At 69.3% G+C, this 22,057-nt stretch carries 22 protein-coding genes and 1 pseudogene; 19 read left to right on the top strand and 4 right to left on the bottom strand.

Annotation, left to right across the window (positions count from 1 at the left end; genetic code table 11):
* Nucleotides 1-100: 100 nt before the first annotated feature.
* The 18 genes from ACIQ8J_RS33435 to ACIQ8J_RS33350 all read left to right on the top strand — a co-directional run bounded on the left by ACIQ8J_RS33435 (nt 101) and on the right by ACIQ8J_RS33350 (nt 16,545).
* Nucleotides 101-1,210, top strand: coding sequence for an LCP family protein (locus ACIQ8J_RS33435; protein ID WP_403277508.1), 1,110 nt, complete (start codon nt 101-103; stop codon nt 1,208-1,210).
* 158 nt (nt 1,211-1,368) lie between these two features.
* Complete coding sequence (gene rpmE, locus ACIQ8J_RS33430; RefSeq protein ID WP_403277509.1) at nt 1,369-1,593, top strand: 50S ribosomal protein L31; 225 nt, start codon at nt 1,369-1,371, stop codon at nt 1,591-1,593.
* Between the two features lie 102 nt (nt 1,594-1,695).
* A complete protein-coding gene (gene prfA / locus ACIQ8J_RS33425) occupies nt 1,696-2,775 on the top strand; it encodes a peptide chain release factor 1 (RefSeq protein ID WP_403277510.1) in 1,080 nt (359 codons plus the stop codon).
* 34 nt (nt 2,776-2,809) lie between these two features.
* Nucleotides 2,810-3,691 (top strand): peptide chain release factor N(5)-glutamine methyltransferase, encoded by an 882-nt coding sequence (prmC, locus tag ACIQ8J_RS33420; protein WP_403277511.1) that lies wholly within the window; start codon nt 2,810-2,812, stop codon nt 3,689-3,691.
* A gap of 47 nt (nt 3,692-3,738) precedes the next feature.
* A complete protein-coding gene (locus tag ACIQ8J_RS33415; protein WP_399053569.1) occupies nt 3,739-4,386 on the top strand; it encodes an L-threonylcarbamoyladenylate synthase in 648 nt (215 codons plus the stop codon).
* Nucleotides 4,383-5,039 carry a protein-tyrosine-phosphatase gene (locus ACIQ8J_RS33410; protein ID WP_403277512.1) on the top strand — a complete coding sequence of 219 codons (657 nt, stop codon included), beginning with the start codon at nt 4,383-4,385 and terminating at the stop codon, nt 5,037-5,039. The genes ACIQ8J_RS33415 and ACIQ8J_RS33410 overlap by 4 nt, the downstream gene beginning before the upstream one ends.
* A 73-nt stretch (nt 5,040-5,112) precedes the next feature.
* A complete protein-coding gene (gene glyA, locus ACIQ8J_RS33405) occupies nt 5,113-6,351 on the top strand; it encodes a serine hydroxymethyltransferase (RefSeq protein ID WP_403277513.1) in 1,239 nt (412 codons plus the stop codon).
* 152 nt (nt 6,352-6,503) lie between these two features.
* Complete coding sequence (locus ACIQ8J_RS33400) at nt 6,504-7,844, top strand: MraY family glycosyltransferase (protein WP_403277527.1); 1,341 nt, start codon at nt 6,504-6,506, stop codon at nt 7,842-7,844.
* A gap of 264 nt (nt 7,845-8,108) precedes the next feature.
* Nucleotides 8,109-8,546, top strand: coding sequence for a hypothetical protein (locus ACIQ8J_RS33395; RefSeq protein ID WP_403277514.1), 438 nt, complete (start codon nt 8,109-8,111; stop codon nt 8,544-8,546).
* A 225-nt stretch (nt 8,547-8,771) separates the two neighbouring features.
* Nucleotides 8,772-9,596: a F0F1 ATP synthase subunit A gene (atpB, locus tag ACIQ8J_RS33390; protein ID WP_403277515.1), complete on the top strand. Its 825-nt coding sequence runs from the start codon at nt 8,772-8,774 to the stop codon at nt 9,594-9,596.
* A 72-nt stretch (nt 9,597-9,668) separates the two neighbouring features.
* A complete protein-coding gene (locus tag ACIQ8J_RS33385; RefSeq protein WP_399053574.1) occupies nt 9,669-9,905 on the top strand; it encodes a F0F1 ATP synthase subunit C in 237 nt (78 codons plus the stop codon).
* A gap of 51 nt (nt 9,906-9,956) precedes the next feature.
* Nucleotides 9,957-10,493, top strand: a complete 537-nt coding sequence (locus ACIQ8J_RS33380) for a F0F1 ATP synthase subunit B (protein WP_063802014.1) — start codon at nt 9,957-9,959, stop codon at nt 10,491-10,493.
* Nucleotides 10,490-11,305, top strand: coding sequence for a F0F1 ATP synthase subunit delta (locus ACIQ8J_RS33375; protein ID WP_403277516.1), 816 nt, complete (start codon nt 10,490-10,492; stop codon nt 11,303-11,305). Before ACIQ8J_RS33380 ends, ACIQ8J_RS33375 begins: the two co-directional genes overlap by 4 nt.
* 139 nt (nt 11,306-11,444) lie before the next feature.
* On the top strand, nt 11,445-13,037 hold the full coding sequence (gene atpA / locus ACIQ8J_RS33370; protein WP_403277517.1) for a F0F1 ATP synthase subunit alpha: 1,593 nt from the start codon (nt 11,445-11,447) through the stop codon (nt 13,035-13,037).
* A gap of 23 nt (nt 13,038-13,060) precedes the next feature.
* Nucleotides 13,061-14,002 (top strand): F0F1 ATP synthase subunit gamma, encoded by a 942-nt coding sequence (locus ACIQ8J_RS33365; RefSeq protein WP_403277518.1) that lies wholly within the window; start codon nt 13,061-13,063, stop codon nt 14,000-14,002.
* Nucleotides 14,002-15,444 (top strand): F0F1 ATP synthase subunit beta, encoded by a 1,443-nt coding sequence (atpD, locus tag ACIQ8J_RS33360; protein ID WP_403277519.1) that lies wholly within the window; start codon nt 14,002-14,004, stop codon nt 15,442-15,444. The genes ACIQ8J_RS33365 and atpD overlap by 1 nt, the downstream gene beginning before the upstream one ends.
* A gap of 153 nt (nt 15,445-15,597) precedes the next feature.
* Nucleotides 15,598-15,972, top strand: a complete 375-nt coding sequence (locus tag ACIQ8J_RS33355) for a F0F1 ATP synthase subunit epsilon (RefSeq protein ID WP_365573546.1) — start codon at nt 15,598-15,600, stop codon at nt 15,970-15,972.
* A gap of 126 nt (nt 15,973-16,098) precedes the next feature.
* The gene (locus ACIQ8J_RS33350) at nt 16,099-16,545 is read left to right on the top strand and encodes a DUF2550 domain-containing protein (RefSeq protein ID WP_403277521.1); all 447 of its coding nucleotides are present in this window, start codon (nt 16,099-16,101) and stop codon (nt 16,543-16,545) included.
* A 721-nt stretch (nt 16,546-17,266) separates the two neighbouring features.
* On the opposite strand, the gene ACIQ8J_RS33345 is transcribed toward ACIQ8J_RS33350, so the two are convergent.
* The 3 genes from ACIQ8J_RS33345 to ACIQ8J_RS33335 form a co-directional block, all read right to left on the bottom strand.
* Nucleotides 17,267-19,093: a glycosyl hydrolase family 18 protein gene (locus ACIQ8J_RS33345; protein WP_403277523.1), complete on the bottom strand. Its 1,827-nt coding sequence runs from the start codon at nt 19,091-19,093 to the stop codon at nt 17,267-17,269.
* A gap of 185 nt (nt 19,094-19,278) precedes the next feature.
* Nucleotides 19,279-19,923, bottom strand: a complete 645-nt coding sequence (locus tag ACIQ8J_RS33340) for a response regulator (protein WP_403277524.1) — start codon at nt 19,921-19,923, stop codon at nt 19,279-19,281.
* On the bottom strand, nt 19,920-21,113 hold the full coding sequence (locus ACIQ8J_RS33335; RefSeq protein ID WP_403277525.1) for a sensor histidine kinase: 1,194 nt from the start codon (nt 21,111-21,113) through the stop codon (nt 19,920-19,922). The genes ACIQ8J_RS33340 and ACIQ8J_RS33335 overlap by 4 nt, the downstream gene beginning before the upstream one ends.
* Nucleotides 21,114-21,263: 150 nt before the next feature.
* Here ACIQ8J_RS33335 and ACIQ8J_RS33330 point away from each other — a divergent pair, with 150 nt between their 5' ends.
* Nucleotides 21,264-21,896 carry a hypothetical protein gene (locus ACIQ8J_RS33330; protein WP_403277526.1) on the top strand — a complete coding sequence of 211 codons (633 nt, stop codon included), beginning with the start codon at nt 21,264-21,266 and terminating at the stop codon, nt 21,894-21,896.
* Between the two features lie 44 nt (nt 21,897-21,940).
* On the opposite strand, the pseudogene ACIQ8J_RS33325 reads toward ACIQ8J_RS33330, so the two are convergent.
* A pseudogene (locus ACIQ8J_RS33325) lies at nt 21,941-22,057 on the bottom strand (IS5/IS1182 family transposase); the annotation flags it as partial.

Raw genomic sequence — 22,057 nt, 5'->3', positions numbered from 1 at the left:
AACCCTTCTTGGTGCTTCGCCGTCTGACAAGTGTCGACAATCCGTGCCTGAACACCAGGGCAGGGGGGTACCCGGGGGAGCACCGAGGACTGAGGAGACCATGGCCGAGCAGAGTGCGCGCAGCAGCCGAATACGCGGGGCGGGCAAGCGCCGCAAGCAGCCCAGCACGCGCCGTCGCGCCGTGCGCATAGCCGCGTGGAGTGCCGCGGGCGTCGTACTCGTCGGCGGCGCGGGCCTCGGCTACGTGTACTTCCAGCTCAACGGCAACCTCAAGGGCGTCGACATCAACGCCCAGCTCGGCACCGACCGGCCGCAGAACGTCGACAACGGCTCGATGGACATCCTGGTCCTCGGCTCCGACTCGCGGGCCGGCGCCAACAAGGAGTACGGCCAGGACGAGGGCGGTGCCCGCTCCGACACCGCGATGGTCATCCACGTCTACCAGGGCCACAAGAGCGCCAGCGTGGTCTCCATCCCGCGCGACACCCTGATCACCCGCCCCGCCTGCACCACCCCGGGCGGCAAGTCCGACCCCGGCGGCAAGCGCCAGATGTTCAACACGGCGTACGAGGTCGGCGGCCCGGCCTGTGCGGTCAAGACCGTCGAGCAGATGTCCGGGATCCGTATGGACCACTACATCGAGGTCGACTTCACCGGCTTCAAGAAGCTCATCGACGAGCTCGGCGGGGTGCCCGTCACCACCGCCAAGCCGATCAAGGACGACAAGAGCCACCTGGACCTGCCGGCCGGCAAGCACGTCCTCAACGGGGAGCAGGCGCTCGGCCTCGTACGCACCCGGCACGGCGTGGTCGGCGACGGCAGCGACCTCGGCCGCATCCAGCTCCAGCAGGCCTTCATCAAGGCGCTGATCCAGCAGGTCAAGAGCGTCGGAGTGTTCACCAGCCCGACCAAGCTCTACGGGCTCGCGAACGCCGCGACCAAGGCCATCACCACCGACTCCGAACTCGCCTCGGTGAACTCGCTGATCGGCTTCGCCAACGGGCTCAAGGACCTCGGTTCGCAGAACATGAAGATGGTCACGATGCCGGTGACCTACGACAAGCGGGACCCGAACCGCGTCGTGCCGCTCGACAAGGAGGCGCAGCAGGTCTGGGCCGCGCTCCGCGCCGACCAGCAGATTCCGGCCTCCGCGACCGCCGACTCGGCCGGCGACAAGGGCGCGGCCGGAACCTACGTCAGCGGCCAGTAGCGGATTTCGGACCCGGCGGGACACCTCGGGGAATACCGGGGGCCCCACCCCGGTTTTGGGAGATACGGCCAGTCCTGGCAGACTGGTACGTCGGCCCCGGTTCACGTACGCGCAATCCGCGCTTGCGACCCGGCGCCCTCCCGAACCTAGGAGACACCTTGAAGCGCGACATCCACCCCCAGTACGTCGAGACCCAGGTCAGCTGCACCTGTGGCGCGGCTTTCACCACCCGTAGCACGATCAACGGCGGCTCCATCCGCGCCGAAATCTGCTCCGAGTGCCACCCGTTCTACACGGGCAAGCAGAAGATCATGGACACCGGCGGCCGTGTGGCCCGCTTCGAGGCCCGCTTCGGCAAGGCTGCCGGCTCCGCCGCGAAGTAGCGAGCCAACTGCGCCGGTCCGCGGCGCCTCCGTTCCGGGGGCGCTGCGACCGGCGCTTTGCCGTCCAGCCCTACTTCTTCGTTTGAAACCCAGGAGCCACCGATGTTCGAAGCGGTCGAGGACCTGATCGGCGAGCACGCCGATCTCGAGACGAAGCTCGCCGACCCTTCGGTCCACGCCGATCAGGCCAATGCGCGCAAGCTGAACAAGCGCTACGCCGAGCTGACGCCGATCGTGGGGACCTATCGCGCCTGGAAGCAGACGGGTGAGGACATCGAGACGGCCCGCGAGCTCGCGGCCGACGACCCCGACTTCGCCGCCGAGGTCAAGGACCTGACCGTGCAGCGCGAGGAGCTCACCGAGAAGCTCCGCCTGCTCCTGGTCCCGCGCGACCCGAGCGACGACAAGGACGTACTGCTGGAGATCAAGGCGGGTGCGGGCGGCGACGAGTCGGCCCTGTTCGCCGGCGACCTCCTGCGCATGTACCTGCGGTACGCCGAGCGGGTCGGCTGGAAGACCGAGATCATCGACTCCACCGAGTCCGAGCTCGGCGGCTACAAGGACGTCCAGGTCGCGGTGAAGACCAAGGGCGGCCAGGGTGCGACCGAGCCCGGCCAGGGCGTCTGGGCGCGGCTGAAGTACGAGGGCGGCGTGCACCGCGTGCAGCGCGTGCCGGCCACCGAGTCGCAGGGCCGCATCCACACCTCCGCCGCCGGCGTGCTGGTCACGCCCGAGGCCGAGGAGGTCGACGTCGAGATCAACATGAACGACCTCCGCATCGACGTGTACCGGTCCTCGGGCCCCGGCGGCCAGTCCGTCAACACCACCGACTCCGCCGTGCGCATCACGCACGTCCCGACCGGTGTCGTCGCCTCCTGCCAGAACGAGAAGAGCCAGCTCCAGAACAAGGAGCAGGCCATGCGCATCCTGCGCTCCCGGCTGCTCGCCGCCGCCCAGGAGAAGGCCGAGGCCGAGGCCGCCGACGCCCGCCGCAGCCAGGTGCGCACCGTCGACCGCTCCGAGAAGATCCGGACGTACAACTTCCCGGAAAACCGCATCTCGGACCACCGGGTCGGGTTCAAGGCGTACAACTTGGACCAGGTGCTCGACGGCGACCTGGACGCGATGATCCAGGCGTGCGTCGACGCGGACTCCGCCGCCAAGCTCGCGGCCGCCCAGTAATCCCCCACCCCGTACGACTGCCGGAGGAACCAGCGTGCAGCATCATTCTGGGGGGCGACCCCCAGGCCCCCGAAGCGTGCTGCTTGCCGAAGTGGCCCAGGCCACCCAGCGGCTGGCCGACGCCGGCGTGCCCTCACCCCGCTTCGACGCGGAGGAGCTCGCCGCGCACATCCACGGGGTCAAGCGGGGAGAGCTGCACAACGTCAAGGACTCCGACTTCGACGCCCGCTACTGGGAGGCCGTCGCCCGCCGCGAGGCACGTGAGCCGCTCCAGCACATCACCGGCCGCGCCTTCTTCCGCTACCTCGAACTCCAAGTGGGGCCAGGGGTGTTCGTGCCCCGGCCGGAGACCGAGTCGGTGGTCGGCTGGGCCATAGACGCCGTACGCGCGATGGACGTCGTGGAGCCGCTCATCGTCGACCTGTGCACCGGCTCCGGCGCGATCGCGCTCGCCATGGCGCAGGAGGTGCCCCGCTCGCGGGTGCACGCCGTCGAGCTGTCCGAGGACGCCCTGGAGTGGACCCGGAAGAACGTCGAGGGGTCCCGGGTCGTTCTCCACCAGGGCGACGCGCTCACCGCGCTGCCCGACCTGGACGGCCAGGTCGACCTGGTGATCTCCAACCCGCCGTACATCCCGCTGACCGAGTGGGAGTACGTCGCCCCCGAGGCGCGCGACCACGACCCCGAGCTCGCGCTGTTCTCCGGCGAGGACGGCCTCGACACCATCCGGGGCATCGAACGCACCGCGCACCGGCTGCTGCGGCCCGGCGGGCTCGTCGTCATCGAGCACGCCGACACCCAGGGCGGCCAGGTGCCGTGGATCTTCAACGAGGAGGCCGGCTGGGCGGACGCGGCCGACCACCCCGACCTCAACAACCGCCCGCGCTTCGCCACGGCCCGCAAGGCCACGCTGTGACCCGCCCCATCATTCAGACCGTGTACGTGTACGAGGAGGCCCGTTAAATGGCTCGGCGATACGACTGCAACGACGCGACCGACCGCACGACCGGTCTGCGCGAAGCCGCGTCCGCCGTCCGCCGCGGCGAGCTCGTGGTGCTGCCGACGGACACCGTGTACGGGATCGGCGCGGACGCGTTCAGCTCGCAGGCCGTGGCGGATCTGCTCGACGCCAAGGGCCGCGGCCGCAATATGCCCACCCCTGTCCTCATCGGCTCGCCGAACACGCTGCACGGCCTGGTCACCGACTTCACCGAGCAGGCCTGGGAGCTGGTCGACGCGTTCTGGCCGGGCGCCCTGACGCTGGTCGCCCGCCAGCAGCCGTCCCTGCAGTGGGACCTCGGCGACACCCGGGGCACCGTCGCCATCCGGATGCCGCTGCACCCGGTCGCCATCGAACTGCTCACCGAGGTCGGCCCGATGGCCGTCTCCTCCGCCAACCTCACCGGCCACCCGGCACCCGAGGACTGCGACGCGGCCCAGGGCATGCTCGGGGACTCCGTCTCGGTGTACCTGGACGGCGGCCCGACGCCGGGCATCGTCCCCTCGTCCATCGTCGACGTCACCGGCAAGGTCCCGGTGCTGCTGCGCGCGGGCGCGCTCGACGCGGACGAGCTGCGCAAGGTGGTACCCGACCTCGAGGTGGCCAATTGACCGCCCCTGAGGGGCGTGGCATAGGCACGGTTCACCCTGCGGGGAACTCGTTCCGCATCCTCCACGTCAGCACCGGCAACGTCTGCCGCTCGCCGATCACCGAGCGGCTGACCCGCCATGCCCTGAGCGACCGACTCGGGGACCCGTTCACGGGCGGCCTGATCGTGGAGAGCGCCGGCACCTGGGGGCACGAGGGCGCCCCGATGGAGGCCAACGCCGCCGCCGTCCTCGCCGACTTCGGCGCCGACGCCTCCGGCTTCACCGGCCGCGAGCTGCTGGACGAGCACGTCATCACCGCCGACCTGGTGCTGACCGCGACCCGCGACCACCGCGCCCAGGTCATCTCGATGGGCCACTCGGCGGGCCTGCGCACCTTCACCCTGAAGGAGTTCACCCGACTCGTACGGGCCATAGACCCGGCCACGCTGCCCGATCCGCTCCAGGAGGGCATGGTGGAACGGGCCAGGGCCCTGGTGCGGGCCGCGGCCGCGCTGCGCGGCTGGCTGCTCGCCCCCAGCGCCGAGGCCGACGAGGTCAACGACCCGTACGGCGCCCCCATCACGTTCTTCCGCTCCATCGGCGACGAGATCAACCAGGCCCTGGACCCGGTGGTCACCGCCCTCACCGGCAAATCGAGCCACTCCGGCGTTTGAGGAGCGGGGGTCCGGGGGCAGAGCCCCCGGGTCACGCCGGGCGCGCTCGGCAGCCGAGACCTACGCTGGTGGCATGTCCGTAACCTCCGCAGTTGCCACAGAACTCGCGGGGTTCGAAGCCCTGCGGCGGCACGACCCCGAAATGGCAGACGTGCTGCTCGGCGAGGCCGAGCGCCAGGCGACCTCGCTCCAGCTGATCGCCGCCGAGAACTTCACCTCGCCGGCCGTGCGCGCGGCCCTCGGCTCGCAGTTGGGCAACAAGTACGCCGAGGGCTACCCGGGCGCCCGGCACCACGGCGGCTGCGAAGTCGTGGACGTCGCCGAGCGCATCGCCGTCGACCGCGCCAAGGCCCTGTTCGGCGCCGCCCACGCCAACGTCCAGACGCATTCGGGGACTTCGGCGGTACTGGCGGCGTACGCGGCGCTCCTGAGGCCCGGAGACACCGTCCTGGCGATGGGGCTCCCGTACGGCGGACACCTCACGCACGGATCGCCCGCGAACTTCTCCGGCCGGTGGTTCGACTTCGTCGGGTACGGCCTCGACCCGGACACCGGACTCATCGACTACGGCCAGGTGTGGGACCTGGCGGTCGAGCACCGGCCCAAGGCGATCGTGTGCGGATCCATCGCCTACCCCCGCCACCCGGACTACCAGGCCTTCCGGGAGATCGCCGACGACGTGGGCGCCTACCTGATCGCGGATGCCGCGCACCCCATCGGCCTGGTCGCCGGGGGAGCGGCGCCGAGCCCGGTCCCGTACGCCGACGTCGTGTGCGCCACCAGCCACAAGGTGCTGCGCGGACCGCGCGGCGGGCTGATCCTGTGCGGCGCGGACCTGGCCGCCCGCATCGACCGCGCCGTCTTCCCGTTCACCCAGGGCGGCGCCCAGATGCACACGATCGCGGCCAAGGCCGTCGCCTTCGGCGAGGCGGCCGCCCCGGCGTTCACCGCGTATGTCCATCAGGTGGTCGCCAACGCCCGCATTCTGGCCGAGGGGCTGCTCGCCGAGGGGTTCGGCGTGGTCACCGGCGGCACCGACACCCACCTCGTGCTCGCCGACCCGTCGCCGCTCGGCGTCGACGGACGCACCGCGCGCGGCCGCCTCGCGGGCGCCGGGCTCGTCCTGGACACCTGCGCCCTGCCGCCCGCGGACGCCCGCGGCATCCGGCTCGGCACCGCCGCCGTCACCACGCAGGGCATGGGCGAGGCGGAGATGGCCAGAATCGCGGTGCTCTTCGCGATGGCGATGCGAGAGGATCCAAGGACGCGGGCAGCGGTACGAGAACTGGCGGAAAGATTCCCTCCTCCTTGAGGGGACGGGCCTTCCCGCAGGGTTCTCGTACGGGACAAGCGGGTACTTATCGCCGCTTCACAGGGATCCCTGCAACCATCTGCTGGATCCGGATGTCCTCAACCACATGCGCGCGAAGCTAGGGTGTGGGGCTGAGATGGCCAGCGATACCTCTGGGGCAGCCCGTGCGTGAATACCTGCTGACGCTCTGCGTCACGGCCGCGGTGACCTACCTGCTCACCGGGCCGGTGCGGAAGTTCGCCATCGCCGTCGGTGCGATGCCGGAGATCCGCGCGCGTGACGTGCACCGGGAGCCGACGCCGAGGCTCGGCGGCATCGCCATGTTCGGCGGCCTGTGCGCGGGTCTGCTGGTGGCCGACCACCTCGACGGCCTCAACGCCGTCTTCCAGTCCAACGAACCGCGCGCGCTGCTGTCCGGCGCCGCGCTGATCTGGCTGATCGGCGTCCTGGACGACAAGTTCGAGATCGACGCCCTGATCAAGCTCGGCGGCCAGATGATCGCCGCGGGCGTCATGGTCATGCAGGGTCTGACCATCCTGTGGCTGCCCATCCCCGGCATCGGATCGGTCTCGCTGACCTCCTGGCAGGGCACCCTGCTCACGGTCGCGCTCGTCGTGATCACCATCAACGCGGTGAACTTCGTGGACGGTCTCGACGGCCTGGCGGCCGGCATGGTGTGCATCGCGTCGGCGGCGTTCTTCATGTACGCCTACCGGCTCTGGTACGGATACGGGATCGAGGCGGCCGCCCCCGCCACCCTCTTCGCCGCCGTCCTCATGGGCATGTGCCTGGGCTTCCTGCCGCACAACATGCACCCGGCCAGGATCTTCATGGGCGACTCCGGGTCGATGCTGATCGGCCTGGTGCTCGCGGCCGGCGCGATCTCCATCACGGGCCAGGTCGACCCCGACGCGATGAAGCTCAACTTCGGCGGCACCCGCGATGCCACGCACGCGATGCTGCCGGTCTTCATCCCGCTGCTCATGCCGCTGTCGATCATCGCGATCCCGATGGCCGACCTGGTGCTGGCGATCGTCCGCAGGACCTGGAACGGGCAGTCGCCGTTCGCCGCGGACCGGGGGCACCTGCACCACCGGCTCCTGGAGATCGGTCATTCGCACAGCCGGGCGGTGCTGATCATGTACTTCTGGTCGGCGCTGATCGCCTTCGGCGCGGTCGCCTACTCGGTGCACTCGGCGTCGATGTGGATCGTGCTGCTGATCGTCGCGCTGAGCGCGGTGGGGCTGGTGCTCCTGCTGCTGCCGCGCTTCACCCCGCGCACCCCGCAGTGGGCCGAGCGGTTCGTGCCGCCGCGCTACCGCCGTGCGCCGGGCGAGCCGGAGGCGGTGCACTCGCTCGCACGGCCGGAGGAGGACGAGGTGCGCGGCGAGCGCACTCCCGTCGTGGCCGGAGTCTCGGGCGTCAACGGAGCGACCGCGATCGGCCCCCGTTCGCGTTTCCCCGACCGACGGAAGACCGGTGCGTCCCGCTGACGATTTGCCGCGTCGACGCCCAATACCAGACATCTCGCTGCCCGTTGCGCACAAACGCGCAGCGCCACTCTCAAGTGTGATGGGCAGCACACTTCCATGGTAAAGACCTCATCAAATAGTTTGTGATACGGTTCACGAGACCCGGCGCCAGAGCCGAAGGACCGTAGTGCGACGGTCCGTTGGCCCGAGGGATCAACTCGGCCCGGGATTACGCTCGTCCATGACGACACCACTTTGCCCCCACCAGCAAGCGGAGCTGCCGCCATGCCGTCCAACGATGCACGCACTCTTCTCCAGACCGCCCTACCCACCGCTGCCGCCGGCGCTGTTGCCGCCGTCGTCAGCGGTGTGGTCGCGGGCGGCAAGGGGGCGGTGGGTGCCATCGTCGCGACGCTGGTCGTGATCCTCTTCATGGGCATCGGACTCGTCGTCCTGGAACGCACTGCCAAATCGCTTCCGCATCTGTTCCAGGCCATGGGGCTGATGCTGTACACCGCGCAGTTGCTGCTGCTCTTCATCTTCGTCGCGGTCTTCAAGAACACGACGCTGTTCAACCCGAAGTGCTTCGCCGCCACGCTCGTCGCGCTGACCCTCGTCTGGATCGGCTCGCAGGCGCGTGCGCACATGAAGGCGAAGATCCTTTACGTCGAACCGGACTCCTCCGAGGCCGGCAAGCCCGAAAAGACGGGCCCGTCGTCGTGAAGGGTAGGGCCGGAATAAACGCGAGTTCAGGACCCTGCTATCGTCCGGTGCCAACTGCGGCACTGCGGGCGCGGGCATCTGAGCTGACGCCTGCTCATTCGCGAGGCTTGATGCCCGACCGCCGCCCCATCATCCGTAACACCAGTCCAGTGCCGAACCGCGGCTGCGCGCCGCGCCGACACATCGAGGTTGCCGTACCTATGCGCCACGCTGAAGGAGCCCGCGGTGAGTGCTGACCCGACGCAGGTGCTCGCCTTCGATCCGAGCTGCCACATCTTCCAGTCGAACGGCTGTGGCTTCGAGGGTCCCGGCCTGCACTCGTTCCTCTTCGAGCCGCTCTGGGGCGACGCCAACGGCCTGTACTTCAACAAGCCGATGCTGCTCGCCCTGCTGGGCTCGCTCGTCGTCGTGGGCTTCTTCTGGGCCGCCTTCCGCAAGCCGAAGCTCGTCCCGGGCAAGCTGCAGATGGTCGCCGAGGCCGGCTACGACTTCGTACGCCGCGGCATCGTCTACGAGACCATCGGCAAGAAGGAGGGCGAGAAGTGGGTCCCCCTCATGGTCTCGATCTTCTTCTTCGTCTGGATGATGAACCTCTGGTCGATCGTCCCGGTCGCCCAGTTCCCGGTGACGTCGATCATCGCGTACCCCGCGGTCCTCGCACTGATCGTCTACGTGATCTGGATGAGCCTCACCTTCAAGAGGCACGGTCTGGTCGGCGGATTCAAGAACCTGACCGGCTACGACAAGTCCCTCGGCGGCGTGCTGCCGCTGGTCATGGTCATCGAGTTCTTCTCGAACGTGCTGGTCCGCCCCTTCACGCACGCGGTGCGACTCTTCGCGAACATGTTCGCCGGTCACACCCTGCTGCTGCTGTTCACGATCGCCAGCTGGTACATGCTCAACGGCATCGGCATCGCGTACTCCGGCGTCTCGTTCGTGATGGTCGTCGTGATGACCGCCTTCGAGCTCTTCATCCAGGCCGTCCAGGCCTACGTGTTCGTGCTGCTGGCCTGCGTCTTCATCCAGGGCGCTGTCGCCGAGCACCACTGATCGCCCCCTCCATACCCCAAGTCGTCCGGTGGCCAACCCCCACCGGTCCGTGAAAGAGAAGGAAGAACTGGCATGTCCCAGATCCTCGCTGCTGCTTCCAATGGCGTCACTGGCTCGCTCAGCTCCATCGGATACGGTCTGGCCGCGATCGGCCCCGGCGTCGGCGTCGGCATCATCTTCGGTAACGGCACGCAGGCTCTCGCCCGTCAGCCCGAAGCGGCCGGCCTGATCCGCGCCAACCAGATCCTCGGTTTCGCGTTCTGTGAGGCACTGGCCCTGATCGGCCTTGTCATGCCGTTCGTCTACTAAGACGAACCACGACCAGACCGACCGACGAAAGGCACTGATGTGAACCTCACCATGGTTCAGCTGGCGGCCGAGGGCAAGGAAAACCCCCTCGTTCCGCCGTGGCCTGAGCTCGTCATCGGCCTCATCGCCTTCGTCATCGTCTTCGGCTTCCTCGCCAAGAAGCTCCTCCCGAACATCAACAAGGTTCTGGACGAGCGCCGCGAGGCCATCGAAGGCGGGATGGAGAAGGCCGAGGCCGCTCAGACCGAGGCCCAGAGCGTCCTTGAGCAGTACAAGGCGCAGCTCGCCGAGGCCCGCCACGAGGCTGCCCGCCTGCGCCAGGAGGCGACCGAGCAGGGCACTGCTCTCATCCAGGAGATGAGGGCGGAAGGCCAGCGGCAGCGTGAGGAGATCATCGCTGCCGGCCACGCCCAGATCGAGGCCGACCGCAAGGCCGCCGCGCACTCGCTCCGTCAGGACGTGGGCAAGCTGGCGACCGACCTGGCCGGCAAGCTGGTCGGCGAGTCCCTTGAGGACCACGCCCGCCAGAGCCGCACCATCGACCGTTTCCTCGGCGAGCTCGAGGAGAAGGCCGAGGCTGTCCGATGAACGGCGCGAGCCGCGAGGCACTGGCCACCGCACGCGAGCGCCTCGACGCGCTGATGGACAACACGTCCGTCGACGCGGCGAAGCTCGGCGACGAGCTGGCCGCCGTCACCGCGCTGCTCGACCGCGAGGTCTCGCTGCGTCGGGTCCTGACCGACCCGGCGCAGGCCGGCGAGGCCAAGGCCGAGCTGGCCGGGCGTCTGCTCGGCGGCCAGGTGGGCGGCGCGACCGCCGACCTGGTGGGCGGCATGGTCCGCTCCCGCTGGTCGCAGTCCCGTGACCTGGTGGACTCGCTGGAGGAGCTGGCGAGCACCGCCGACCTCACCGCCGCGCAGCAGTCGGGCGCGCTGGACGACGTCGAGGACGAACTGTTCCGGTTCGGCCGCATCGTCACCTCAAGCACCGAGCTGCGCGCCGCGCTGACCAGCAAGACCGCCACGGCCTCGGCCAAGGGCGAGCTGCTGCGCAGCCTGCTCGGCGGCAAGGCGAACCCGGTCACCGAGCGGCTGGTCGGCCGTCTTGTGACCCGGCCGCGTGGACGTAGCCTGGAAGCGGGACTGGAGTCCCTTTCCAAGCTCGCCGCGGCACGCCGGGACCGCATGGTCGCGGTCGTCACCTCCGCGGTGCCGCTCACCGACCTCCAGCAGTCGCGCCTCGGTGCGGCTCTGGCGAAGATCTACGGCCGTCAGATGCACCTGAACCTCGACGTGGACCCCGAGGTCCTCGGCGGGATCTCGGTGCGTGTCGGCGACGAGGTCATCGAAGGCACCATCGCGGAGCGCCTCGAAGAGGCGAACCGACGGCTGGCGCGCTGACCCAGCGGTCGGCACACCAACTGAATTAGCAACACCAGCGGCCCGGTTGGGCCGTGCAGAGATTGCAGAAGATTCCTGGGGGTCGGCCCCCAGACCCCCTTAGAAACTTCGGGCCCAACAAGGAGAGCAGGGAACCCAGATGGCGGAGCTCACGATCCGGCCGGAGGAGATCCGGGACGCGCTGGAGACCTTTGTCCAGTCGTACCAGCCGGACGCGGCCTCGCGCGAGGAGGTCGGTACGGTCAGCGTTGCCGGTGACGGCATCGCGAAGGTCGAGGGTCTTCCCTCGGCCATGGCGAACGAGCTGCTGCGTTTCGAGGACGGAACGCTCGGTCTTGCCCTCAACCTCGAGGAGCGCGAGATCGGTGCGATCGTCCTCGGCGAGTTCAGCGGCATCGAAGAGGGCCAGCCGGTGCAGCGCACCGGTGAGGTGCTCTCGGTCGGCGTCGGCGAGGGCTACCTCGGCCGCGTCGTCGACCCGCTCGGCAACCCGATCGACGGCCTCGGCGAGATCGAGACCGACGGCCGCCGCGCCCTGGAGCTGCAGGCTCCCGGCGTAATGGTCCGTAAGTCGGTGCACGAGCCGATGGCCACCGGTTACAAGGCCGTCGACGCGATGGTGCCGATCGGCCGTGGCCAGCGTCAGCTGATCATCGGCGACCGCCAGACCGGCAAGACCGCTCTGGCCGTCGACACGATCATCAACCAGCGCGACAACTGGCGCTCGGGCGACCCGAAGAAGCAGGTCCGCTGCATCTACGTCGCCATCGGCCAGAAGGGCTCGACCATCGCCTCCGTGCGTGGCGCCCTGGAAGAGGCCGGCGCGCTGGAGTACACGACCATCGTCGCCGCGCCCGCGTCCGACCCGGCCGGCTTCAAGTACCTTGCCCCGTACACCGGTTCGGCCATCGGCCAGCACTGGATGTACGACGGCAAGCACGTCCTCATCATCTTCGACGACCTGTCGAAGCAGGCCGACGCCTACCGCGCCGTGTCGCTGCTGCTGCGCCGTCCGCCGGGCCGCGAGGCCTACCCGGGTGACGTCTTCTACCTGCACTCGCGTCTGCTTGAGCGCTGCGCGAAGCTGTCGGACGACATGGGCGCCGGTTCGATGACCGGTCTGCCGATCGTCGAGACCAAGGCGAACGACGTGTCGGCGTTCATCCCGACCAACGTCATCTCCATCACCGACGGCCAGTGCTTCCTGGAGTCGGACCTGTTCAACGCCGGTCAGCGCCCCGCGCTGAACGTCGGTATCTCCGTCTCCCGAGTCGGTGGTTCCGCGCAGCACAAGGCGATGCGCCAGGTCTCCGGCCGACTCCGCGTCGACCTCGCCCAGTACCGCGAGCTGGAGGCGTTCGCCGCCTTCGGTTCCGACCTGGACTCCGCCTCCAAGGCCTCCCTGGAGCGCGGCAAGCGCATGGTCGAGCTGCTGAAGCAGCCGCAGTACTCGCCGTTCCCGGTCGAGGAGCAGGTCGTCTCCATCTGGGCCGGCACCACCGGCAAGATGGACGACGTCCCGGTCGAGGACATCCGCCGCTTCGAGGCCGAGCTGCTGGAGTACCTGCGCCGCGAGCGCAAGGAGCTCCTCACCTCGATCGCCGAGGGCGCCAAGATGTCGGACGACACCCTGCAGTCCGTGGCCGACGCCATCGCCAACTTCAAGCGGCAGTTCGAGACCTCGGACGGCAAGCTCCTGGGCGACGACGCACCGGTCAGCACCAGCAAGTGACGACGACGGAAGGGACCTGACTCATGGGAGCGCAGCTCCGGGTCTACAAGCGTCGCATCCGATCCGTCACCGCGACCAAGAAGATCACCAAGGCGATGGAGATGATCGCCGCCTCGCGCATCGTCAAGGCGCAGCGCCAGGTGGCGGCCTCCGCGCCGTACGCGACCGAGCTCACCCGTGCGGTGACCGCGGTGGCGACCGGCTCCAACACCAAGCACCCGCTCACCACCGAGGCCGACGCCCCGGCCCGCGCCGCGGTCCTGCTCATCACGAGCGACCGCGGTCTGGCCGGCGGCTACTCCTCCAACGCCATCAAGGCCGCGGAGCGGCTGACGGAGCGGCTGCGCGGCGAGGGCAAGGAGGTCGACACGTACATCGTCGGCCGCAAGGGTGTCGCCTACTACGGGTTCCGTGAGCGCAAGGTCGCGGATTCGTGGACCGGCTTCACCGACAGCCCCACGTACGCGGACGCCAAGCGGGTGGCCGCGCCGCTGATCGAGACCATCCAGACGGAGATGGCCGAGAGCGGTGCGGACGAACTGCACATCGTCTTCACGGAGTTCGTGTCGATGATGACGCAGACGCCGGTCGACAACCGGATGCTGCCGCTGTCGCTTGAGAAGGCTCAGGAAGCTGAGACATCAGCGGCATCCGCCGCGGGGGGCACGAAGGACCAGATCCTTCCGCTCTTCGACTTCGAGCCGTCGGCGGAGGACGTCCTCGACGCCCTGCTGCCGCGCTACGTCGAAAGCCGCATCTACAACGCGCTTCTGCAGTCGGCCGCTTCCGAGCACGCCGCCCGCCGCCGCGCGATGAAGTCGGCGACCGACAACGCCGGAGAGCTCATCAAGAGCCTCTCCCGGCTTGCCAACGCGGCCCGCCAGGCCGAAATCACCCAGGAAATCAGCGAGATCGTCGGTGGCTCCAGTGCGCTGGCCGACGCGACCGCGGGGAGTGACAAGTAATGACGACCACTGTTGAGACGGCCGTTGCCACGGGCCGCGTCGCCCGGGTCATCGGCCCGGTCGTCGACGTGGAGTTCCCCGTCGACGCGATGCCGGAGATCTACAACGCGCTGCACGTCCAGGTGGCCGACCCGGCCGAGGACGGCAAGCTCAAGACGCTGACGCTCGAAGTCGCCCAGCACCTGGGCGACGGCATCGTCCGCGCGATCTCGATGCAGCCCACCGACGGTCTGGTCCGCCAGGCCCCGGTGACCGACACGGGCGACGGCATCACGGTGCCGGTCGGCGACTTCACCAAGGGCAAGGTGTTCAACACCCTCGGCGAGGTGCTGAACAAGCCCGAGGAGAACGCCAACATCGGCGAGCGCTGGCCCATCCACCGCAAGGCGCCCAACTTCGACCAGCTCGAGTCCAAGACCGAGATGTTCGAGACCGGCGTCAAGGTCATCGACCTTCTCACCCCGTACGTCAAGGGTGGAAAGATCGGTCTGTTCGGTGGTGCGGGCGTCGGCAAGACCGTCCTCATCCAGGAAATGATCTACCGCGTGGCCAACAACCACGACGGTGTGTCGGTGTTCGCCGGTGTCGGTGAGCGCACCCGTGAGGGCAACGACCTCATCGAGGAGATGCAGGACTCGGGCGTCATCGACAAGACCGCCCTTGTCTTCGGTCAGATGGACGAGCCGCCGGGCACGCGTCTGCGCGTCGCGCTGGCCGGTCTGACGATGGCGGAGTACTTCCGTGACGTCCAGAAGCAGGACGTCCTCTTCTTCATCGACAACATCTTCCGGTACACCCAGGCGGGCTCCGAGGTGTCGACCCTGCTCGGCCGCATGCCCTCCGCGGTGGGCTACCAGCCGAACCTGGCCGACGAGATGGGTCTCCTCCAGGAGCGCATCACCTCGACCCGTGGTCACTCGATCACCTCGATGCAGGCGATCTACGTCCCCGCGGACGACCTGACCGACCCGGCCCCGGCCACCACCTTCGCCCACCTCGACGCGACGACGGTTCTCTCCCGTCCGATCTCCGAGAAGGGCATCTACCCGGCCGTGGACCCGCTGGACTCCACGTCCCGCATCCTGGACCCGCGTTACATCGCGCAGGACCACTACGACACCGCCATGCGTGTCCGGTCCATCCTGCAGAAGTACAAGGACCTCCAGGACATCATCGCCATCCTCGGCATCGACGAGCTCGGCGAAGAGGACAAGCTGGTCGTGCACCGCGCCCGCCGCGTGGAGCGCTTCCTGTCGCAGAACACCCACGTCGCCAAGCAGTTCACCGGCGTCGACGGTTCGGACGTCCCGCTGGAAGAGTCGATCGCGGCGTTCAACCAGATCTGCGACGGCGAGTACGACCACTTCCCCGAGCAGGCGTTCTTCATGTGCGGTGGCCTGGAAGACCTCAAGGCCAACGCCAAGGAGCTGGGCGTCTCCTGACTCGCTCGACTCCTGGGGGCCCGACTCCCAGGAGCCGTGTGAATCGCGTCTTCGGCGGAGAGGGGCGGGTGCGTCCCGCCCTTCTCCGTACGCCTACTAGAATTCGACCCAACACCCGGCCGAACCGCCGGGTGGTGACCCGAGGAGCCAACCATGGCTACTGAGCTGCACGTCGAGCTCGTCGCCGCGGACCGCAGTGTCTGGTCCGGCGAGGCCACCCTGGTCGTCGCGCGCACCACGTCCGGCGACATCGGCGTCATGCCCGGTCACCAGCCGCTCCTTGGTGTGCTGGAGTCGGGCCCGGTGACGATCCGTACGAGCGAGGGCAGCACCGTCGTCGCGGCGGTGCACGGTGGATTCATCTCCTTCGCCGACAACAAGCTCTCGCTGCTGGCCGAGATCGCCGAGCTGGCGGACGAGATCGATGTCCAGCGCGCCGAGCGTGCGCTGGAGAGTGCGAAGTCGGAGTCGGACGCCGCCGCCGAGCGGCGCGCCGATGTACGGCTCCGTGCGGTGGCGGTGCGCTAGCACCCCGCCGACGTTTTCCCTCAGCCGCGGCTCGGTCCGGAATTTTCCGGAGCCGGTCGCGGCTGAGGCGATGCAGGCAGATTTTTCCGTTGCTGGATTACTGGTTGAGCGAGGAGGTCGGTGTAGATGACTCTCGCTCTGCTTGTGTGTGGCCTGGTCGTCGCGCTGGTACTGGTGGGACTCTTCGTCTTCGGTCTGCGCCGGCGGCTGATCCAGCGCTCGGGCGGAACGTTCGACTGCAGTCTGCGCTGGAACCTTCCGGAGACGCCGGACACCAGTGGCAAGGGCTGGGTGTATGGGGTGGCCCGCTACAACGGTGACCGGATCGAGTGGTTCCGCGTCTTCTCGTACGCGCCTCGGCCGCGGCGGGTGCTTGAGCGGTCGGCCATCGACGTGGTGGCCCGGCGCCTGCCCGACGGCGAGGAGGAACTCGCGCTCCTCTCCGACGCGATCATCCTGGGTTGTACGCATCGTGGTACGCGCCTCGAACTCGCGATGAGTGAGGATGCGCTGACGGGTTTCCTGGCCTGGCTGGAGGCGGCGCCGCCGGGCCAACGGGTGAACGTGGCTTAGCCGGGAGTTTTCCCCCACCCCGCCCCTTCCCGAAACCCTCCGGGGGTGGGGAGGGAAGGTGGGCGCTCTTCATCGGGGGCTCCGCCCCCAACCCCCCGCGGGGGCTGCGCCCCTCGACCCCCTACGGGGCTCCGCCCCGGACCCTCACGGGGGCTGCGCCCCCGAACTGCCTACGGGGCTGTGCGCCGGACTCCAGCCGGGTCTGTGCCCCAAACCCGTTGGGGGTTGCGCCCGTCGACCTCCTGCGGGGCTCCGCCCCGGACCTCCACGGGGGGGTGCGCCCCCGAACTGCCTACGGGTTGTGCGCCGGACTCCAGCCGGGTCTGCACGCCGGACCTCCTGCGGGGCTGCGCTCCGGGCCTTCGCGGGGATTGCGCCCCAAACCCTCAGCGGGGCTGCGCCCTGGACCTCCCCGGGGGCTCCGCCCCTCGCCGTTGCGCGGCTCCGCCTCGGACTCCTGCGCGGAGGCGCCCCCAACCCCCTGGAGGCTCCGCCCCTCGACTCCCTATGGGGCTGCGTCCGCAATCCTCCTGCGGGCCGCGCGTCCTCGATTTTCTTGGTTGGGGGGGGCGGCCCTTCGCTTTGCGTGCTGGGGGGGGGCAAAAATCAGCCTCTCCGGCGTTTGAGGAGCGGGGGGCTGGGGGCGGTGCCCCCAGGACGACGGGGGAGGGCCGGAAGACGGGGGACGGACCCGGCCTCCGGCCCTGGTGGGCGGAACGGGTTACTTCAGGGCGGAGTCCATCGCCGAGATCAGCTCGCCATTCGGCGTGTCTCCGCTGAACTCCCAGAAGAACGCGCCCCTCAGCCCCTGATCCTTCACGTACGTCATCTTTCCGGCGATCGTCGACGGCGTGTCGTAGCTCCACCAGTTGGAGCCGCAGTGGGCGTACGCCGTGCCCGCGATCGTGCCCGTTGTGGGGCAGGTGGACTTGAGGACCTTGTAGTCCTCGATGCCCTGCTCGTACGTGCCGGGCGCCGGCCCCGTCGCCGTGCCGCCCGGTGCGTCCTGCGTGACGCCCGTCCAGCCGCGGCCGTAGAACCCGATGCCCAGGTTGAGCTTGCTCGCCGGGACGCCCTTCGCCTTGTACTTCTGGATCGCCGCGTCCGTGTTGAAGCCCGCGATGGGGATCCCGTTGTAGGAGGTGAGGGGCGAGTGCGGGGCCGTCGGGCCCTGCGGTGCCCACGCGCCGAAGAAGTCGTACGTCATCACGTTGTACCAGTCGACGTACTGCGCGGCGCCCCCGTAGTCGGCGGCGTCCATCTTGCCGTTGTCCGAGCCGTCGGCCGTGACCGCCGCCGTGACCAGCGCCGAGCCGCCGAACTTCGTGCGCAGCGCGGCGAGCAGGTTCTTCAGGGCCGCCGGGCCGCTGGTGTCGCAGGACAGCCCGCAGGCGTTGGGGTACTCCCAGTCGATGTCGATGCCGTCGAACACATCGGCCCAGCGCGGGTCCTTGACCAGCGAGTAGCAGGAGTCCGCGAACGCCGCCGGATTCGCGGCCGCCGCGCCGAAGCCACCGGACCAGGTCCAGCCGCCGAAGGACCAGAGGATCTTGAGGCCCGGGTACTTCGCCTTCAGCTCGCGCAGCTGGTTGATGTTGCCTGCCACCGGCTGGTTCCACGTGTCCGCCGTGCCGTCCACACTGGAGGACGCGTCGTACGTCTTCTGGTAGTCGGCGTACGCGTCACCGATGGCGCACTGGCCGCCCGTGACATTGCCGAACGCGTAGTTGATGTGGGTCAGCCTGCTCGCCGAGCCCGAGGTGACGATGTTCTTCACCTGGTAGTTGCGCTGGTAGATGCCCCAGTCGGTGAAGTAGCCGAGCCGCACCTTGTCGCCGCCGGGGCCGGGGCCGCCCCCGCCGGTGGTCGTCACGGTGACCGAGCCCGAGGAGGGGCCCGTCTGGTCGGCGGTGTCGCGCGCGGTCACGCTGTAGGTGTAGGTCGTCCCGGCCGTCAGGCCCGAGTCGGTGTACGTGGTTCCGGTGACCGTGGCGATCTTTGCCGCGCCCCGGTACACGTCGTAGTTCTTGACGCCGTGGTCGTCGGTCGCGGCCGACCAGGACAGCGTCACCCCGGTGTCGGTGACGTTGCTCGCGACCGGGGTGCCGGGGGCCGAGGGCGGGTTGTCGCCGGGGGCCGAACCACCGTCGCAGGAAACGCCGTTGAGCTTGCAGCCCGAGGGGGATCCGGATCCCGCGCCGTTGAAGCCGAAGGTGGCGCTGGCGCCGGGGGCGAGGGTGCCGTTGTACGACTTGTTCTTGGCGGTCCAGTGGGTGCCGGAATTCGTGACGTCCGCGTCCCAGGCCGAGGTCACGGACGTGCCCGAGGGGTAGTCCCACTCCACGGTCCAGGAAGTGAGCGTGGTGGTGCCGGTGTTCTTGATGGTCCAGCCGGCCCCGAAACCGGTGCCCCAGTCCGAGGACTTGGCATAGGTGGCGGTCGCCGAGGCCGCGGCTTCGGCGGGGGAGGCCAGACCGATCAGCGCGGCCAGGGGGAGGGCGAGTGCGGTCAGGGCCGCTGCGGCTCTTGATCTGAAGCGCGTACGCATACGACGTGCGGTACTCAAGGCTGCTCCCGAATGGTGCGACGGTGGTGGGGGTGGGACCCTGCTCCGTCCGGGTGGGCGTGCCGCAGAACGCCAGGGATGGCATGCCCACCACAGCAGTGTGCGGTGAGCGTAGAAAGGTCTGGACCAACCGTCAAGAGGTCCAGACCTCCGGCGGGGGAGCCGTCTCAGATCCCCAACTCCTGGGCCAGTACGGCCGCTTGGACCCGGCTGCGCAGCTCCAGCTTGCCCAGCAGTCTGCTGACATGGGTCTTCACGGTGGCCTCCGCCATGTCCAGGCGTACCGCGATCTCCGCGTTCGACAGGCCCCGGCCCAGACACGACAGCACCTCGCCCTCGCGCCGGGTCAGGGTGTCGAGCGCCGCGGGGCGCTGCGGGGCGACCGGCTGGGGCGCCGAGGCGAACTCCGCGATGAGACGCCGGGTGACGGCCGGGGCGATCAATCCCTCGCCGCGCGCCACCGTGCGCACCGCCTCGATCAGGTCCTTCGCGTCGGTGTTCTTGAGCAGGAACCCCGCCGCGCCCGCGCGCAGCGCCCCGAAGACGTACTCGTCCAGGTCGAAGGTGGTCAGGACCAGCACGTCGGCGAGCCCCTCGCCGACCACGGTCCGGGTCGCCGAGACCCCGTCCAGCTTCGGCATCTGGACGTCCATCAGGACCAGATCGGGGCGCAGTTCGCGGGCGAGCGCCACCGCCTGCTCGCCGTCCGCCGCCTCCCCGGCCACCTCGATGTCCGGGACGCTGGAGAGGATCAGGACCAGTCCGGCCCGTACCGCCGACTGGTCCTCCGCGACCAGTACCCGGATCGTCATGTGCTCAATGTCCTTTCGTCGGCGGGCAGTTGGGCCCGCACCAGCCAGATCTTGGTACCGTCCGGCGCCGTCTCGGGGCCCGAGGCGAAGCTCCCGTCGAGCAGTTCGACCCGCTCGCGCATCCCGATCAGACCGGCGCCGGACCCCGGTGCGCGCGGGCCCGGCCGGTCGCCGTAGGGGCTCGTGACGTGCACGGTGAGCAGCCCGTCGGCGCGCGCGAGGGCGACCTCGACCGTGCCCGGCGCAGCGTGTTTGAGGGCGTTGGTGAGGGACTCCTGGACGATCCGGTACGCGGCGAGCTCCACCGGCGCGGGCAGCGGGCCGTCCTGCGCGCGCCGGTCGTCGAGCGCGAAGCGCAGCCCGCTGGCGGCCCCGTTGGTACCGGCCTGGGCGATCAGCGCGTCGAGCCCGGCCAGCGTCGGCGCGGCTGCGGGCTGTTCATGGCCTGCGGTGTCGCGCAGCAGACCGATGAGCCGGCGCATCTCGGCGAGCCCGGCCACGCTGTTCTCGCGGATCACCGACATGGCCTGCCGGGTGGTCGCCGGGTCGTCCAGGGAGAGCGCGGCCGTGGAGTGGATGGCGATCGCCGAGAGGTGGTTGGCGACCATGTCGTGCAGTTCGCGGGCCATCCGGGCGCGCTCGGCGACCACGGCCTGGCTGCGGTCCATCTCGGCGAGCAGCGCGGTCTGTTCGGCACGCAGCCGGGCGCTGTCGGCGGCTTCGCGGTGATTGCGCACCAGGGCCCCGGTGGTGGCGGGCGCGAACGAGACGATGGCCGTGATCACGCCGATGAGCAGCGCCTCCGGCCGCTGGAACCAGGCGTAGAACCCGATCGTCACGCCGACCGTGATCAGCCCGGTGCTGACCGGGATGCGGCGGGCCGCGGTCGGGGAACCGTACAGGACGGCCGCGTACACGAGGTCGGTGAACATCACGACCGTGGCCAGGCTGCCCAGCGTGAACTGATCGGCGAGCAGCAGACAGGTGCCTATGACCAGCGCGGGCTGCGGTGCGGTGCGGCGCAGCAGCTCAAGGCCCGCCGTCAGCACCAGTGGCATCAGCACCCAGGCGCCGGGCAGCGGGCGGCCGGTCTGGGTGTGCAGTCCGACGGCCCACAGCACGAGGCCGCCGAGCAGTCCGGCGCAGGCGATGAGCACGTCGTCGCGGTGCGGGCGGGAGATCGGAGTCACGGTCCCATCCAACACGGCCCCCGGAGCCTCGGCCTCCACGTATCAGCCGATCTTCCGCTACACCGAAGGATGCAGTCGCGTTTCGTCCACGGCGACGACGAGCGGGCGATGGATGCGGGCGAGCCTTGAGGAGGACGGAAGGAGACCACCGTGATCGTCACGCTGATCATCGCCTGTGAAGTCGGCTTCTGGCTGCTGCTGGCCGGCGGGCTCGCCCTGCGCTACCTCGCGAAGATGCGGCGGACGAGCGTGGCGGTGCTCCTGTGCGAGCCGCTCCTGGAGGTGGTGCTGCTCGTGGTGACCGCCGTCGACCTGAAGAACGGCGCCCAGCCGGACTGGAAGCACGGCCTGGCCGCCGTCTACATCGGCTTCTCGGTGGCGATGGGCCACTACCTGGTGACCCGCGCCGACGCCTGGGTGGCCTACCGCTTCGCGGGCGGCCCCAAGCCCGCCAAGGCACCCAGGGGAGGCAGCGCGAGGACCGCGTACGAATGGAAGACGGCGGGCCGCTTCACCGTCGCCTCGGTGCTCGCGATCGCCCTGCTCCAGGCCGCGATCTGGTACGTCGGCGGCGACGGCGGCACCGACTCGCTGCGGATGTGGCAGCAGCGGATGCTGCTGGTGATCGGCGTCAACGTGATCATCGCGCTGAGCTACACGCTGTTCCCGAAGCAGATCGAGGAGGCGCGGTCGCGGCCCTCGGTGCTCGACCGGCTCCTGAAGCCGCCGTCGGAGCGGGCCGGGTCGCACACAGACAAGGACCGTACGCCGACCAAGGGGTAGGGAACTGCTGCTGGTTGAGTGGCCAGGAGTGTGTTTAAGAGGTCCTAACAAAGGCGTTGGACGTGCCGGTGTGTGATGAGGCAGGTGGCAAGTCCGAGGAACGCTTCGTGGATGTCATCTCGTCGTTCCCAGCGGATGCGTAAGCGACGGAAGCCGTGGAA

It is taken from the genome of Streptomyces sp. NPDC094147 (assembly GCF_044764265.1).
Taxonomy (GTDB): Bacteria; Actinomycetota; Actinomycetes; order Streptomycetales; family Streptomycetaceae; genus Streptomyces.
This window is presented reverse-complemented; position numbering and strand designations above follow the sequence as displayed.